At 35.9% G+C, this 17,124-nt stretch carries 15 protein-coding genes; 11 read left to right on the plus strand and 4 right to left on the minus strand.

Annotated features, from left to right (window positions below):
• Genes Q0876_RS09900 through Q0876_RS09950 form a run of 11 tightly spaced genes read left to right on the plus strand, consistent with a single transcriptional unit; the run spans position 1 to position 12,239 of the window.
• Entirely contained in the window at positions 1–1,155 is a 1,155-nt protein-coding gene (locus tag Q0876_RS09900) for a 3-hydroxyacyl-CoA dehydrogenase NAD-binding domain-containing protein (protein ID WP_299227055.1), read from the plus strand.
• Positions 1,156–1,563 carry a PaaI family thioesterase gene (locus Q0876_RS09905; RefSeq protein ID WP_299227058.1) on the plus strand — a complete coding sequence of 136 codons (408 nt, stop codon included), beginning with the start codon at positions 1,156–1,158 and terminating at the stop codon, positions 1,561–1,563.
• 9 nt (positions 1,564–1,572) lie between these two features.
• On the plus strand, positions 1,573–2,781 hold the full coding sequence (gene pcaF / locus Q0876_RS09910; RefSeq protein ID WP_299227060.1) for a 3-oxoadipyl-CoA thiolase: 1,209 nt from the start codon (positions 1,573–1,575) through the stop codon (positions 2,779–2,781).
• A complete protein-coding gene (locus tag Q0876_RS09915; protein WP_299227063.1) occupies positions 2,782–3,384 on the plus strand; it encodes a short chain dehydrogenase in 603 nt (200 codons plus the stop codon). It begins immediately after the preceding gene.
• 6 nt (positions 3,385–3,390) lie between these two features.
• Positions 3,391–5,928 (plus strand): phenylacetic acid degradation bifunctional protein PaaZ, encoded by a 2,538-nt coding sequence (paaZ, locus tag Q0876_RS09920; RefSeq protein WP_299227066.1) that lies wholly within the window; start codon positions 3,391–3,393, stop codon positions 5,926–5,928.
• Positions 5,929–5,930: 2 nt separating this feature from the next.
• Positions 5,931–6,683: an enoyl-CoA hydratase/isomerase family protein gene (locus Q0876_RS09925; protein WP_299227069.1), complete on the plus strand. Its 753-nt coding sequence runs from the start codon at positions 5,931–5,933 to the stop codon at positions 6,681–6,683.
• Positions 6,684–6,685: 2 nt separating this feature from the next.
• The gene (locus Q0876_RS09930; protein WP_299227072.1) at positions 6,686–7,282 is read left to right on the plus strand and encodes a transferase hexapeptide repeat family protein; all 597 of its coding nucleotides are present in this window, start codon (positions 6,686–6,688) and stop codon (positions 7,280–7,282) included.
• A 1-nt stretch (position 7,283) separates the two neighbouring features.
• Positions 7,284–8,597 (plus strand): dihydrolipoamide acetyltransferase family protein, encoded by a 1,314-nt coding sequence (locus Q0876_RS09935; protein ID WP_299227075.1) that lies wholly within the window; start codon positions 7,284–7,286, stop codon positions 8,595–8,597.
• 31 nt (positions 8,598–8,628) lie between these two features.
• A complete protein-coding gene (locus tag Q0876_RS09940) occupies positions 8,629–10,680 on the plus strand; it encodes a thiamine pyrophosphate-dependent enzyme (RefSeq protein WP_299227078.1) in 2,052 nt (683 codons plus the stop codon).
• A 33-nt stretch (positions 10,681–10,713) separates the two neighbouring features.
• Positions 10,714–11,817: a bestrophin family protein gene (locus Q0876_RS09945; protein WP_299227080.1), complete on the plus strand. Its 1,104-nt coding sequence runs from the start codon at positions 10,714–10,716 to the stop codon at positions 11,815–11,817.
• Positions 11,818–11,870: 53 nt separating this feature from the next.
• Positions 11,871–12,239, plus strand: coding sequence for a hypothetical protein (locus Q0876_RS09950; protein WP_299227082.1), 369 nt, complete (start codon positions 11,871–11,873; stop codon positions 12,237–12,239).
• A gap of 45 nt (positions 12,240–12,284) precedes the next feature.
• On the opposite strand, the gene Q0876_RS09955 is transcribed toward Q0876_RS09950, so the two are convergent.
• The 4 genes from Q0876_RS09955 to Q0876_RS09970 form a co-directional block, all read right to left on the minus strand.
• Positions 12,285–13,961, minus strand: a complete 1,677-nt coding sequence (locus Q0876_RS09955; RefSeq protein WP_299227085.1) for a SulP family inorganic anion transporter — start codon at positions 13,959–13,961, stop codon at positions 12,285–12,287.
• A gap of 115 nt (positions 13,962–14,076) precedes the next feature.
• Positions 14,077–14,646, minus strand: coding sequence for a DUF4136 domain-containing protein (locus Q0876_RS09960; RefSeq protein ID WP_299227088.1), 570 nt, complete (start codon positions 14,644–14,646; stop codon positions 14,077–14,079).
• An 18-nt stretch (positions 14,647–14,664) separates the two neighbouring features.
• Complete coding sequence (locus Q0876_RS09965) at positions 14,665–16,665, minus strand: urocanate hydratase (protein WP_299227091.1); 2,001 nt, start codon at positions 16,663–16,665, stop codon at positions 14,665–14,667.
• Positions 16,665–16,826, minus strand: coding sequence for a DUF5522 domain-containing protein (locus Q0876_RS09970; RefSeq protein WP_299227094.1), 162 nt, complete (start codon positions 16,824–16,826; stop codon positions 16,665–16,667). Before Q0876_RS09970 ends, Q0876_RS09965 begins: the two co-directional genes overlap by 1 nt.
• Positions 16,827–17,124 lie beyond the last annotated feature (298 nt).

Below are 17,124 nucleotides of genomic sequence, written 5' to 3' on the forward strand. Positions count from 1 at the left end.
ATGAACGTAGGAGTTATAGGGTCAGGAACCATGGGAAGCGGAATAGCACAAGTTGCTGCTACTGCTGGCTGTCAAGTTAAATTATACGATACCAATCAGGCTGCTTTAGATAAAGCCAAAACTGTATTAGAAAAAATACTGAATCGTCTAATTGAAAAAGGACGAATTGATTTTGAAGAGAAAACAAGGATTCAATCTAACATTTCATATGTAGATAGTCTAAGCGATTTATCAGATTCTAATTTAACTATAGAGGCTATAATAGAAAACTTAGAGATTAAGAAAAAAGTATTTTCAGAGTTGGAAAGCTATGTAGCGCACAATTGTATAATTGCATCTAATACATCTAGTTTGTCTATCGCTTCAATAGCAGCATCATTGGAAAAGCCAGATCGTTGTGTTGGGATTCATTTTTTTAATCCAGCGCCTTTAATGAAATTAGTTGAAGTGATTCCTGCAATCCAAACTTCTCAAGAGGTATTAGATGCTGCTGTAAAAATTATTTCCGATTGGAAAAAAGTAGTAGCTGTTGCAAAGGATACTCCTGGATTTATCGTAAATAGAGTCGCAAGACCATTTTATGGCGAATCCTTAAGGATTTATGAAGAAGGAATTGCTGATTTTGCAACGATTGATTGGAGTTTAAAGACTCTAGGAGGTTTTAAAATGGGACCATTCGAACTTATGGATTTTATTGGTAATGATGTTAATTATACAGTAACTGAAACGGTATTTACAGCATTCTATTTCGACCCAAGATATAAACCGGCTTTTACTCAAAAACGTTTTGCCGAAGCAGGCTATCTAGGCCGTAAATCTGGAAAAGGTTATTACGATTATGCTGAAGGAACAGTAAAACCAAAGCCTAAAGAAGACCAAGAACTAGCATTACATATTTTTGATCGTGTTTTAGTGATGTTGATTAATGAAGCTGCAGACGCTCTGTTTTTAAATATTGCTTCCGCAGAAGATATTGATAATGCGATGACAAAAGGTGTAAATTATCCAAAAGGATTATTGGCTTGGGCAGATGAAAAAGGAATCAATTGGTGTGTATATAAACTTGATGAATTATACAATGAGTATCATGAAGATCGCTACCGTTGTAGCCCATTGTTGCGAAAAATGAATAAAGCCAATAAGACGTTTTTTTAAATGAAAGGTGAAGCCATTCCATATAAAATGTTAAGTCAAGATGCCTACAGCCAATGGTTAGGAATTGAGATATTAGAATGTGAAGTAGGACGCTGTAAAGTAGCTATGACCATCAGAAAAAATATGCTCAACAGTATGAATAAGGCTCATGGAGGAATAAGTTATTCGTTAGCTGATACAGCTTTTGGGTTTGCAGCAAACACACATGGCAAATATGCAGTGTCTATTGAGACAAGTATCAACCATATCGAAGCATTAGATGAAGGCGATTATTTAGTGGCAGAATCGGTCATAGAAAAGGTGAATAATAAGTTGGGATTTAATATCATTGAAGTGAAGCGTGGTGATGAATTAGTGGCTTTATTCAAAGGAATAGTCTATAGAACACAAAAAAAATGGGAAGAATAATAAAATCAAATGAAAGAAGCATATATCATTGATGGTGTAAGAACACCAATAGGAAATTATAAAGGCACATTATCTGCTGTTCGAACAGACGATCTAGGAGCTTTGGTAATTTCAGAAGTTGTAAAACGTAATCCTAACATTCCGAAAGAGGCGTATGACGATGTTATTATGGGTTGTGCCAACCAAGCTGGTGAAGACAATCGCAATGTAGCTAGAATGTCGTCCCTTTTGGCAGGTTTACCATTTACAGTGCCAGGAGAAACGGTCAATCGTTTGTGCAGTTCAGGACTATCTGCAATCATTCATGCCAACAGAGCGATCAAGGCCGGTGATGGTGATCTTTTTATTTCTGGAGGTGTTGAAAATATGACACGAGGTCCATATGTAATCGCTAAGCCATCGAGCGCTTTTGGAAATGATTCTAAAATGTATGATTCAAGTTTTGGATGGCGTTTTGTAAACCCAAAAATGCGCGAGATGTATGGAACTGATGGTATGGGCAATACTGCTGAAAATCTTGTAGAAAAATATAATATTTCAAGAGAAGATCAGGATAAATTTGCGTATTGGAGTCAGATGAAAGCCGCTAAAGCACAAGAAAATGGGCGACTGGCAAAAGAGATTATAACGGTTGAAATACCACAGCGTAAAAAAGACTCTATTCAGTTCTCCAAAGATGAATTTATAAAACCTAACACTTCGTTTGAAATTCTTGGTAAATTGAGAGCTGCATTTAAAAAAGAAGGAGGAAGTGTTACTGCTGGTAATTCTTCTGGGTTGAATGATGGTGCAGCAGCAACGATTATCGCTTCTGAAGATGCGGTCAAGAAGTATAATCTAAAACCGCTAGCAAGAATAGTGAGCTCTGCTGTGGTTGGCGTAGAACCAAGAATTATGGGAATAGGTCCAGTTCAAGCATCTAATAAAGCCTTAGAAAAAGCGGGTCTTACTATGGATGATATGGATGTAATTGAACTTAATGAGGCATTTGCCGCCCAGGCATTAGCATGCACACGCGCTTGGGGGTTAGCAGATGATGATTCGCGATTAAATCCAAATGGAGGTTCGATTGCTATTGGTCACCCTTTGGGAGTTACAGGAACAAGAATAGCCTATTCTGCGGCTTTAGAATTGCATGAGCAAAATAAAAAATATGCTTTAATAACTATGTGTATTGGCGTAGGTCAAGGGTATGCCGCAATTATAGAAAAAGTATAGATGAGGATTTTAGTTATAGGAGGAAACGGAACTATTGGGAAAAAGGTTAGTCAACGATTAGCTCTAAAGCATGAAGTGCTTATTGCTGGAAGGAATTCAGGTGATATTCTTGTTGATTTTTCTAATTCTGGATCCATAAAAAGCATGTTTGAGTCTGTTGGAAAATTAGACGCCATTGTAGCTATTGCTGGTGATGCTAAATGGGATAAGTTAGATAATCTATCTGAGGAGGATTTTTATATAGGCATTAAAAGTAAAATGATGGGACAGGTCAATGTGGTTCGAATAGGAAAGCATTATTTAAATCCTAATGGTTCTATAACACTTTCTACTGGAATTTTAGCAGATGATCCTGTAGATATGACCACTAGTGCAGCCATGGTAAATGGCGCTATTAATAGCTTTACAAAAGCTGTTGCTTTAGAGCTAGAAGATGGAAAACGTATTAATGTGGTGTGTTCAGACTTAGTCGAAGATTCTTTTGAAAAATATAAGGATTATTTTCCAGGAAATACACCAGTCCCAATGCACAAAATTGTAGATGGTTACGTAAAATCAATCGAAGGGAAAATCACAGGAAGAATAGTAAGAATAATGGCATAAGTTATTATGAAAAAAATACAACATTACGTTCAAGGCGATTGGACAACAGGTAAAGAAGAGGGTACACCAATTCATGATGCTATTACAGGTGAAGCATTTACTAGTGTGGCAATCGAAGGATTAGATATTCCTGAAATTTTAAACTATGGAAGAGCTAAAGGCGGTGAACAATTACGTAAAATGACCTTTCAAGAACGAGGTAACATGTTAAAAAAGCTAGCACTTTATCTTACCAAACGCAAGGGTGTCTTCTATGAATTGAGTTATCGTACAGGAGCCACCAAAGTTGATAGTTGGATAGATATTGAAGGCGGTTTCGGGAACCTGTTTGCTAATGCGTCTTTAAGAAAGTTATTTCCTAATCAACCTTATCATGTTGAAGGCGATCCAATAGATTTATCTCGAGGTGGGCGCTTTATGGCGCACCACATCATGGTGCCAAAAAAAGGCGTTGCCGTACACATTAATGCGTTCAATTTTCCAGTTTGGGGCATGTTAGAAAAATGTGCAGTAAACTGGATGGCTGGTGTTCCTGCAGTAGTTTTACCAGCGCCTTCTTCTTCGTATTTAGCTGAAGCTGTCGCTAGAGCTATCATTGAATCTGGAATTTTACCTGAAGGAGCACTTCAAATTATCAACGGGACGGTAAAGACCATTTTAGATACTGTAGAATCTCAAGATGTAGTCACGTTTACAGGTTCTGCAGCAACAGGTAGATTACTAAAAGCGCATCCAAGATTAATTGAAGAGTCTGTGCCTTTTACTATGGAAGCAGATTCTCTAAATGCTTCTATTTTAGGTGAAGATGCATTACCTGGAACACTTGAATTTGATTTGTTTATTAAAGAAGTCAGAAAAGAAATGACTGTTAAAGCTGGGCAGAAGTGTACAGCTATTAGACGTATTATCGTACCAGAAAATTTAGTTGAAGATGTTCAAATTGCTTTAGGCAAAGCATTAGATAAAGTGACGATTGGAGACCCTAGATTAAAAGAAGTAAGAATGGGATCTTTGGTTAGCCATCAACAGGTTCAAGCAGTTAAGTCCTCCGTAAATGATCTAGCTAATGAAGCTCAAATTGTATATGGTGATTTAGACAAAATTGAAGTTATAGGTGCTGATGCTCAAAAAGGAGCATTCATTAGTCCAATTTTATTGCGAACAGATCATCCATTCAAGAATACAATCATCCATGAACGTGAAGCTTTCGGACCTGTAAGCACCATAATGCCTTATAAAAACTTAGATGAAGCTATAACCTTGGCGCAAATGGGCAAAGGATCTTTGGTGTCTTCAATAGTCACTAATGATGATAAGATTGCTAAAGATTATGTCGTCAATGCTGCAAGTCATCATGGTAGAATATTAATACTCAATAGAGAAAGTGCAAAAGAAAGTACAGGTCATGGTTCGCCGTTACCTTATCTGGTACATGGTGGTCCAGGGCGTGCAGGTGGAGGAGAAGAAATGGGAGGAATGAGAGGAATTAAGCATTACCTACAACGTACAGCAATTCAAGGTTCGCCAACGACCATTACCGAAATCACAGGTGTTTATCAGCAGAATGCAAAGTATAAAGAAGTAGAGCAACACCCTTTTAAATACCATTGGGAAGACATTCAGCCAAGAATGTCATTAAAAACACATAAGCGTACACTTACTGATACAGATATCATTAATTTTGCAAATCTCACTTGGGATCATTTCTATGCACATACAGATATTACCTCTTTAGATGGTAGTATTTTTGAAAAGCGAACTGCTCATGGTTATTTCATCATTTCTGCAGCAGCAGGATTATTCGTCTACCCTAATAAAGGACCTGTAGCTGCAAATTATGGTTTAGATAGCATTCGGTTCTTACGACCATTGTATCATAATGACACCATTTATGTACGATTAACATGCAAAGAAAAAGTAGATCGTGATGTTGCTTCAGCAGAACATCCTAGCGGTATCGTAAAATGGCATGTAGAAGTGTTTGATGCTAATTTTGAAAGCAAACCTAAGCGTCAAAAAAACGAAAAGGATAGTCCTCTAGTTGCAGTTGCTACGATTTTAACTATGGTTCAAAAGAAACAAGAGGTCTTTGTTGAAATGACAGGTGAAAAAATTGACGAATGTCTGTCTAAACTTTCTGAAAACACAAAACCAAAATGGGGAATCATGACGCCTCAGCACATGATTGAACATCTAGAATACACCTACAAAATTGCAGCTGGAGAAATTCAAGACTTTGAGGTTTCAACTCCAGAACGAATTTTAGAGAAAGTTAAAAATAGTTTATATAACTATACGAAGTTTCCTCAAAATTCACAGTTCCCACTATTAGAAAAAGATACGCTTGACAATTTAAAACATGAAGATTTACCAACTGCAATTGATAAATTTAAGACCCAAAGAGAAAAATATTTAGAATACTTTAAAACACATACTGATGCCAAATTGAATAATATGGTATTTGGAGAGTTAAATAGATACGAGTGGTATTTGATGGAGCGTAAACATTTAAATCATCACTTTGAACAATTTGGATTACTATAATTATGACACAACCATACGTAAAACAAACCATAGAAAATGAAGTAGGATACATTGAGTTTTTTCATCCTGCTCATAACTCTTTACCTGGAGACATCTTAGCCGAGTTGGCTCAAACAATAACTAATGCTGGACTAAATGATGCTATTAAAGTGATTGTACTAAAAAGTGGAGGTGACCGAACATTTTGCGCAGGAGCGAGCTTTAAAGAGTTAATCAATATAGATAATGCCGAAACAGGGAAAGCCTTTTTTTCTGGTTTTGCTAATGTGATTAATGCGATGCGCAAATGTCCAAAATTCATTATTGGGCGCATACAAGGAAAAACCGTTGGTGGAGGTGTTGGTTTAGCAGCTTCAACCGATTATTGCATGGCTACAAAATTTGCAGCCATAAAATTAAGTGAACTCAATATTGGTATTGGACCATTTGTGGTTGGACCAGCTATAGAGCGTAAAATGGGATCAAGTGCGATGTCACAAATTGCTATAGATGCTAATTCTTTCTACCCAGCAGAATGGGCAAAACAAAAAGGCTTATTTACCTATGTATATGAAAGTACAGAAGAACTAGATGAAGCGGTGAAAGCAACTGCAGAGCATTTATGTACATATAACACTGAAGCTATGTTAGAAATGAAAAAAGTATTTTGGAAAGGCACTGATGATTGGGACCAGCTTTTGGCTGAACGTGCACAAATAAGTGGACGATTAGTATTGAGTGATTTTACAAAAGAAAAATTGAAAGGGTTTAAATAAAAATGATTTACAGTTTTAAAGAATATATACCAGTGGTTCACGAAAGTAGTTTTGTGCATCCTCTGGCTGCCGTTACTGGAAATGTAATCATTGGAAAAAATTGTTACATCGGACCAGGTGCAGCTATTCGAGGTGATTGGGGACAAATCATTTTAGAAAATGGAGTGAATGTTCAAGAGAACTGTACAGTACATATGTTTCCTGGTAAATCTATCACATTAAAAGAAAGTACTCATGTAGGTCATGGTGCTATTATTCATGGCGCTAATTTAGGTAGAAACTGTCTTATAGGTATGAATACGGTAATTATGGATGATGCCGAAATAGGTGATGAATGTATCGTTGGTGCAATGGCTTTTGTAAAAGCTGAAACTAAAATTCCAAAGCGAAGTTTGGTTGTAGGTAATCCGGCTAAGGTAATTAAACAGGTAAGTGACCAAATGATAGCTTGGAAGACCAAAGGCACAGAATTATATCAACAATTACCTTCAGAATGTTATGAGAGTTTGAAAGAAGTTGAGCCCTTAAGAGTGGTTCCTAATCATATGAAAGTTCAAGAAGATGTTTATAAAACACTTCGCGATTTTATGAAAAAATAAGATGACAAAAGTAGAATTTAAAATGCCCAAATTGGGCGAAAGTATTACCGAAGCCGCTATCATAACATGGTTTAAAAATGTTGGAGATACTATTGAAGAAGATGAAATGCTTCTTGAAGTTGCTACAGATAAAGTAGATTCTGAAGTGCCATCAAATGTATCTGGAGTTATTGAAGAAATCTTATACGATGCAAATGACGTTATTAAGATAGGGGAAACTATTGCTATTATTAAAACAGATGGTAGTAAAATTCTAACTTCTAAAAAGGAAACTAAAGCAAAAAAAGAGGCACTTAAAACAGTCAAAAAAGAACAACCAAAAGCATCTAAACGGTCAAGGTTAGAACCTATAGCGTCGTCTACCGAAAGATTTAGTGTGTCAAATACCAATGCATTCTTTTCGCCACTAATTATCAAAATAGCAAAAGAGCATCATATTAGTTTTGAAGAGTTGACAAGAATTCCTGCAACTGGTCATGAAGGGCGTCTACGTAAAAGTGATGTGTTTCAGTATATAGAAGAAGGGCGCCCATATAAGTTTGCGCAACCCATTACTCAGCAAGACCCAACAGCCTATCGTATTCCGCAATTAAATTTCGATAAAGGAAAAGGAAAGGTGATTGAAATGGATCGTATGCGCCAGATGATTGCTGATCATATGGTGTATTCTAAACACACCTCACCACATGTGACGGCTTATGTTGAAGCCGATCTGACCAATATGGTACATTGGCGAAATGCCAATAAAAAAGCATTCCAAGATAAATATGGAGAACGATTAACATTTACGCCTTTGTTTTTAGAAGCAGTTGCAAAAGCGATTAAAGATTTTCCAAATATCAATGCATCTGTCGATGGTAAGAATATTATCGTAAAAGAAGCTATTAATATAGGAATGGCAACTGCTTTGCCAAGCGGAAACTTAATTGTACCTGTAGTTAAAAATGCTGATACGAAAGATTTGAAAACGTTAGCTGCAGATGTTAATGATCTTGCCAATAAAGCAAGAGAAAATAATTTGAAAGCCGATGATATTCAAGGTAGTACCTTTACAATTTCGAATGTTGGAACCTTTGGAAGTGTAATGGGTACACCAATTATCAATCAACCAGAAGTAGCTATTCTAGCTTTAGGTATTATAAAAAAACGCCCTGAAGTCATTACTACCAAAAAAGGAGATGAAATTGCTATTAGAAGTATGATGTATTTATCATTGTCTTTTGATCATCGAGTTGTTGATGGTTTTTTAGGCGGCAGTTTCGTTCGACGTGTGGCTGATTATTTTGAACACTTTGATGTGAAGAGAAAAATATAATAAAAGATATACCTGCTTTGTAGCAATTATTATGAATAAAGAGATCTTAAAAAAAGGGTTTTCAAACCTTTGTACTGCCAAAGCAATGGCAGAATTATATGAGTTAAATTTTAAGCAAGTGTCTAAATACGTGCATGCCACTTCTAGAGGGCATGAAGCTATTCAAACTGCTTTAGGCATGCAATTATTACCTCAAGATTATGCATTTCCATATTATAGAGATGATGCCATGTTGTTATCATTCGGCTTAAAACCTTACGATCTCATGTTACAGTTGTTAGCAAAGAGAGAAGATCCGTTTTCGGGTGGACGTACTTATTACTCGCACCCGAGTTTAAAAGATGATGATAAGCCAAAGATTCCTCATCAATCTTCTGCAACTGGCATGCAAGCTATTCCAGCAACTGGTGTTGCTATGGGAATGCAATACAAAGAGCTTCAAGGGCTTGATGATAAAACAATCAAAGAATTACCATTAGTAGTATGTAGTTTAGGTGATGCATCTGTAACCGAAGGTGAAATTGCTGAAGCTTTTCAAATGGCTGCTTTAAAACAAATGCCTATACTCTATTTGATACAAGATAATGGTTGGGATATTTCTGCTAATGCAGAAGAAACTAGAGCGCAAAACGCTTATGAATATGCGCAAGGGTTTTATGGCTTAGAGGCTATTTCTATTGATGGTGCTAATTTTATAGAAAGTTATCAAGCTATTGAGAAGGTTATTAAAACCATTAGGAAAGAAAGACGACCATTTCTTGTTCATGCAAAGGTTCCGCTATTGAATCACCATACTTCTGGAGTAAGAATGGAATGGTATCGTGATGACCTTGACGAAGCCAGGTCTCGTGATCCATATCCCGTTTTAAAACAGCAATTGCTGGATAATAATTTTTCTAAAAAGGAAGTTGACAATATAGAAGAATTTGCAAAAGCGAAAGTAGAAAAAGACTTCAAAAAGGCTTTAAAAGCAGAAGATCCAAAGCCTGAAGATTTATTTACTAACGATTTTGTGCCAACACCCATAACTGAAGAACAAGGGACACGTGTTCCTGAAGGTGCTGATAAGGTGGTAATGGTTGATTGTGCTTTATTTGCTGTTGAAGAGTTAATGAGAAAACATGAAGAATGTTTACTTTATGGACAAGATGTAGGTGGACGATTAGGTGGTGTATTTAGAGAAGCGGCAACCTTGGCGCAAAAGTTTGGTGACAACCGTGTGTTTAATACACCAATACAAGAAGCTTTTATAGTTGGATCGACCGTTGGGATGAGTGCTGTAGGATTAAAACCTATAGTTGAGGTACAGTTTGCAGATTATATTTGGCCTGGATTGAATCAATTATTTACTGAGGTAAGTAGAAGTTGTTACTTGTCTAATGGCAAATGGCCAGTGAGTATGGTTCTCAGGGTACCTATTGGAGCCTATGGAAGTGGAGGGCCTTATCATTCCTCTTCTGTTGAGAGTGTAATTACAAATATTCGTGGTATTAAAATTGCCTATCCTAGTAATGGAGCAGATTTAAAAGGTTTAATGAAGGCAGCATATTACGATCCAAATCCAGTAGTTATCTTGGAGCATAAAGGGCTGTATTGGTCAAAAGTACCTGGTACGCAAACAGCAACGTCAGTTGAACCCTCTGAAGATTATGTGTTACCTTTTGGTAAAGCATGGTTATTGCAAGAGATATGGAAACAAGATGACCTAGAAACAATAACGATTGTTACTTACGGTATGGGTGTGCATTGGGCTTATAATGCTTCAGGCGAATTAGGAATGAGAGATCAGATCGAAATCATAGATTTGAGAACTTTATTTCCGCTCGATGAAGACACAATTATGACTTCAGTTAAGAAAACAGGTAAGTGCTTAGTGGTAACTGAAGAGCCTTCTAATAATAGTTTTGCTAGAGCTTTAGCTGGAAAAATTCAGGAAGAATGCTTTAAGTATCTAGATGCACCAGTAACAACTATTGGTAGTGAGAACATGCCTGCAATACCTTTAAACTCAACTCTAGAGCAAACCATGATTCCTTCAACAGAGAAAGTAAAGCAAAAAATAATGGCATTGCTTAATTATTAGCTTTTTGTATCTTACATTTTCTAAATTTAGTTTATGTATACAAGGCGCATATTTCCTGTTAAAGGAGTTTTAAAATGGACTCGAAGGCATATATTCTTATTTTTATTTATAGCACTCATACCTGTAGTTTTATTTGATGTTGTTGGTCTAAAATGGTTACACGTACCATGGTTGCCTCTAGGTGTTTTGGGTACTGCTGTCGCTTTCATTGTTAGTTTTAAGAACAATGCTTCTTATGATAGGTTATGGGAAGCGCGGAAAATTTGGGGAGGCATTGTAAATGCTTCACGTTCTTGGACTATTATGGTTAAGGACTTTATTACCAATACACATGCAAAATCTAAATTAAATGAAAAAGAATTACAAGAAATAAAACGTGAATTAGTACATAGGCATGTGGCTTGGTTAACGGCATTACGTTATCAATTAAGGGAAGACAAACCTTGGGAAATGCACCTAAAAGAAACAAAGTCAAACAGAGAATTTAGAAGTAGTTTTTTTAGAGTGTGTGAAGATGAAATTCCTGTAGAAGAAGCAATTAAACCATATCTCACACCAACAGAATTTAATGAAATTTCTGCCAAAGGAAATCAGGCGTCTCAATTAATTGGAATTCAATCAAAGCGTTTAAAAGAGTTAATGAATGAAGGTTTAATTGAAGATTTTAGACATATGGAGATGGCAAATGTTTTAGTCGAGTTATATACACTTCAAGGCAAAAGTGAACGTATAAAAAATTTTCCATATCCACGTCAATTTGCAACATTGAATTATATGTTTGTTTGGATCTTTATTTTATTACTTCCATTCGGAATTATGGAAGGATTTGAAGAAATAGGAACACACATGCTTACAGATTTAGATACGCATGAAACACATTTAAGTTTTGCTCATCGTGTTCAAGAATACATTGCAAAGCACTTTGTTTGGTTCTCAGTCCCTTTTAGCGCTTTAATTGCGTGGGTATTTCATACCATGGAAGCTATTGGAGAAAATACTGAAAACCCGTTTGAAGGTGGTCCAAATGATGTGCCTATCACTGATATGAGCAGAGGTATTGAGATTGACATCAGACAGCTTATTGATGATACTGATATTCCTGAACCATACGAATGGAAAAATGATATTGTAATGTAATTGTAAATAGTACAAATTTTGTATATTGAAGTCTTAATTTATCCAGCTAAATCATGAAAAAACAATTATTATTTTTAAGTGTGACCTTATTTTTTCTTTTATGTACTACATCTGTTGTCGGTCAAGAAAGAACGAATAATGAGTTTCAATCTGTAACTCAATTAAGTTCGAAGGGCAGCGCAAGATTAGTGACTGACAACTTAACAAGATCACTAAGGTTAAGTCAAAAACAACAAGTTGCGGTTTATAAACTCTTACAAAATGTAGAGGATAAAGCAATTAGTGTTGAAAATATTGAAGATAAGCAGAAGAAAATAGATGCAAGAGCAAAAGTGAAGTCTTATATTGATACTGAAATGAAAAATATTCTTACCCAAGAACAATTTGAAACTTACATGGGAATGTCGAAAAGAAAAAATTAAATTCTAGGCAATATAAAAAAAGCGACTCAGAATGAGTCGCTTTTTTTATATGTTATATTCAGATAAAGGTTTAGTGAATTTTTCAGGATCTGCTGCTAAATGATATCTAGGATCATCTACAGCATCAATTATTACTTCCTTAAATTTTGGGCTAGCCTTATACATTAATCGCTTACAATCTTCACTTAAGTGCTTTAATTTAATCGTCTTTCCTTCTATTTCATATTTGTTAACCATATTAAATATGGCTTCTAAAGCAGAGTGATCACTTACGCGAGACTCAACAAAATCTATTTCAACATGCTGCGGATCATTTTTTACATCAAACTTAGAATTAAAGTTTTGAATTGAGCCAAAGAAAAGTGGTCCCCAAATTTCGTAGGTTTTAGTCCCATTAGGTTGAATACGTTTACGAGCTCTAATCATCGTAGCGTTTTTCCAAGCAAATACAAGAGCAGAAATAATTACACCTGCAATTACAGCAATAGCTAGGTCTTGCCATACAGTAATAGCAGAAACGGCTATTAGTACTATGGCATCAGACAAAGGAATTTTCCTAATTATTCTGAAACTACTCCAAGCAAACGTGCCAATAACTACCATAAACATTACACCAACCAGTGCCGCGATTGGGATTTGCTCTATCAATGGGGCTCCAAAAAGCACAAAACATAACAATGCAATTGCAGCTACAGCACCAGATAAACGACCACGCCCTCCAGAATCAACATTTATTATAGATTGTCCAATCATTGCACATCCTCCCATTCCTCCAAAAAGACCATTAAGCATATTTGCACTACCTTGCGCTATACATTCTCTATTTCCATTACCTCTTGTTTCTGTCATTTCATCAATAAGATTTAGCGTCATTAATGATTCAATTAAGCCCACGGCAGCTAGGATGAAGGCTGTAGAGAATATCAAGCCCCAATGTCCAGATATGGTTCCAAAAAGGTTAAAGATTTGATCTTGGAATGTAGGCAATCCACCTTGTAAGCCTTCGCCACCACCATCTTTAATAAATGAGCCAACAGTACTCATTTCAATACCACCAAAAATAGTAATACATGCAACAACTATAATGGCTATTAAAGCTGCAGGAATCTTTTTAGTTAGTTTTGGTAAGCCATACATAATTGCCATGGTTAAACCAATAAAACCCATCATTTTCCAGAAAGTCGAATTGGTAAATAATGCCGAAAGCCATTCTGATGTACTTGACCAAAACGATATATCTTTAGGTACAGCATTAGGAAATAAACCTAGTTGCGAAAGAAAAATAACTATAGCTAATCCATTAACAAATCCCATCATTACTGGATGAGGAATAAGGCGAACAAATTTACCTAATTTGAAAATGCCTGCGAGTATTTGAATGACTCCTACAAAAAGAAGCGTAATGAATAACCATTGAAGGCCTAGGTTTTCAATTGGAGTATCTAGGCTAACACCTACTTGATTCCCTTTTTGAATTAGGTGCACCATTACTACTGCCATAGCTCCTGTAGCTCCAGAAATCATTCCAGGTCTACCACCAAAAAGCGCTGTTACTATACCCATCATGAAAGCACCATAAAGACCGACTAATGGGTCTACTCCAGCAACAAATGCAAAAGCAACAGCTTCTGGTACTAATGCTAGCGCTACTGTTAATCCTGAAAGAATATCATTTTTTGGATTTTGGGTGAAGTTTTTTCTAGTTTTTTGACCTAATATCATAATACTTGTACTTAAAAGTCGGCAAATATAAGCTTTTATATATGAAGCTTAAAACTAGAGGTTGATTTAAAAAAAAGCGTCAAGATTAATCTTGACGCTTTTTTATGATATCTTCTTATTGGTTAATCTCTGGAGGATATTTTTCCATGATTTTAGAGACAAACTCCCTAATTCGTGCCTCTTTTTTTTCTACATTTTGAGAAATAAAGCCAGTGCCCATTCCTTGCCATATCAATTCTTTTTTGTTAGCATCAATTAAGTCAACAAAAAGAGTTCCTTCAGATCTGGTAGACACCATAGGTTGGTTGTTCCAACCCCAGCCCCAACCAGGACCAAAACCACCCCAAGGGCCAAAGCCTCCCCAGCCCCAGCCACCAAAGCCCCAGGCATTGTTATATACATCGACACGTTGTTGTGATTTGGTAAATATGCTAATTAAAATATCAGGATTTTCAGATTTTGTAAAACCTTTTGCTAGGAGTTCGCCTTCAATTGCACGGAGAATTCTACGTTTATCAAGGTCGCTTATTTCAGCTTTATCTATTCCTGTTTTAAAGAAAGCAAACGTTTTGTATGATTTAAAGTCAGCATTCTTATCATAATCAGCAGCTACTTTTACAGAGCTGCACGAGTTTAATACCAAAGCTACAAGCACAATAGGTATAATGTTTAGCAATTTTTTCATAGTATTTTTCTTTTTTTATTATAATGAGTTCAGTAAATTTTCATCAACCATATTAGGTAGGGTTACTTTCAAGTTAGGCTCGATTTCCATAGCACGTTTTATTGCGAAAATAGCACCTTCATTTCTAGCCCAATTTCGCCTTGCGATGCCATTATTCACATCCCAAAATAACATAGATTTTAAGCGTCTTTCGGCATCAATACTACCATCAAGAACCATACCAAATCCACCATTAATGACTTCGCCCCAGCCGACACCTCCACCATTATGTATGCTTACCCACGTAGCACCTCTGAAACTATCTCCAATAACATTATGAATTGCCATGTCTGCAGTATAGCGTGAACCATCATAAATATTACTAGTTTCACGATATGGCGAATCTGTGCCAGAAACATCGTGATGATCTCTACCTAATATTACTGGACCAATATTCTTGTCTTTTATAGCATCATTAAACGCTTTTGCTATTTTCATTCGCCCTTCAGCATCTGCATATAAAATTCTTGCCTGCGAGCCGACCACTAATTTGTTTTCTTGTGCACCTTTTATCCATTGGATATTATCAGCCATTTGTTGTTGAATTTCCTTGGGAGAATTTTTTCTTATTTCTTCTAGAACATCACAAGCAATCATATCAGTTTTTTGTAAATCAGCTGGATCTCCAGAAGCACAAACCCAACGAAAAGGGCCAAAACCATAATCAAAACACATAGGTCCCATGATATCTTGAACATAGCTTGGATATCTAAAATCTATAGCATTCTCTGCCATGACATCTGCTCCTGCACGAGAGGCTTCTAATAGAAACGCATTGCCATAATCAAAAAAGTAAGTGCCTTTTTTAGTATGTTTGTTTATAGCCGCAGCATGGCGCCTTAAAGTTTTTTGTACTTTTTCCTTGAATAGTTTTGGGTTGTTAGACATCATCTCGTTAGCTTCTTCAAATGAAATGTCAACTGGGTAATACCCACCAGCCCAAGGATTGTGAAGTGATGTTTGATCGCTTCCTAAATCGACATGAATCTGTTCTCTGTGAAATTTTTCCCAAACATTAACTATATTACCTAAATATGCTATAGAAACGGTTTCATTTTCTACCTTAGCCTTTTTTACACGATTAACTAATTCATCTAAATTATTGATTTTTTCATCTATCCAACCTTGGTCTAAACGCAATTGAGCAATTTTAGGGTTTACTTCTGCACAAACAGTAATGCAGCCAGCTATATTTCCAGCTTTGGGTTGAGCACCAGACATTCCGCCCAATCCTGAAGTAAGAAACAATCCGCCCTTAGGCTCTTTTTTTATTTTTCTAAATCCATTCAAGACGGTTATTGTTGTGCCGTGTACAATACCTTGTGGGCCAATGTACATATAACTTCCAGCTGTCATTTGACCGTACTGTGTTACACCTAGTGCATTAAACTTTTCCCAATCATCGGGTTTTGAATAATTAGGTATCATCATACCATTTGTTACTACAACTCTTGGAGCGTCTTTATGGCTTGGAAATAATCCCATTGGATGTCCAGAATACATAACTAAGGTTTGATCATTATTCATTTCAGACAGATACTTCATAGTTAATAGATATTGCGCCCAATTAGAAAACACACCTCCATTTCCACCATAAGTAATTAATTCATGTGGATGTTGAGCAACTGCATAGTCTAAGTTGTTCTGAATCATTAGCATAATTGCAGCAGCTTGTTTTGACTTTGCTGGATACTCATCAATAGGTCTTGCATACATTTTGTAATCTGGTCTAAAACGATACATGTATATTCTTCCATAAGTTTCTAGTTCATTCTTGAACTCAGGAAGCAACTCGTTATGATGTGATTTATCAAAATAGCGCAATGCATTTTTTAGAGCTAATTTTTTTTCTTCATTACTAAGAATATCTTTTCGATTTGGTGCATGATTAATTGAAGGGTCAAAAGGTTTTGGCTGAGGTAATATACTTGGTATTCCTTCTTTTATTTGCTCTTGGAATGATAAACGTATTGCTTGCATTACTTTTTTTTTAATGTGTTTTTATTAAATCCATATGGGCAATGTCTACAACCACTTTCACAGCAGTAGCCTCTTTTTAAATGATACTGTTCAGTGAAGCATCTATAGCCTTCAGGCGTTAAATAATAATCGCCTGCTTCTAAAGGAATGATTTTCTTCATATCTTACAAAGATAATGTAAAATTGGATTGATTTTTGAATGCTTGAAAATATGATTTTGATCTCTAAATATATTGTCCCAAAAGGATATATAGGAATTACGTTATTCCCGTTTGTGTTTTTAAAATATAGACATTTGAAAAAAAACGCTTTATTGATTAACCATGAGAAAATTCATCTTAGACAACAATTAGAATTACTCATTATTTTGTTTTATTTGTGGTATACGATCGAGTTTTTAATACGTTTGATTAGATATCGAAATTGGTATCTTGCATATAAGAATTTAGCTTTTGAACG

Origin of the sequence: uncultured Psychroserpens sp. (assembly GCF_947503375.1) — a bacterium.
Lineage (GTDB): Bacteria > Bacteroidota > Bacteroidia > Flavobacteriales > Flavobacteriaceae > Psychroserpens.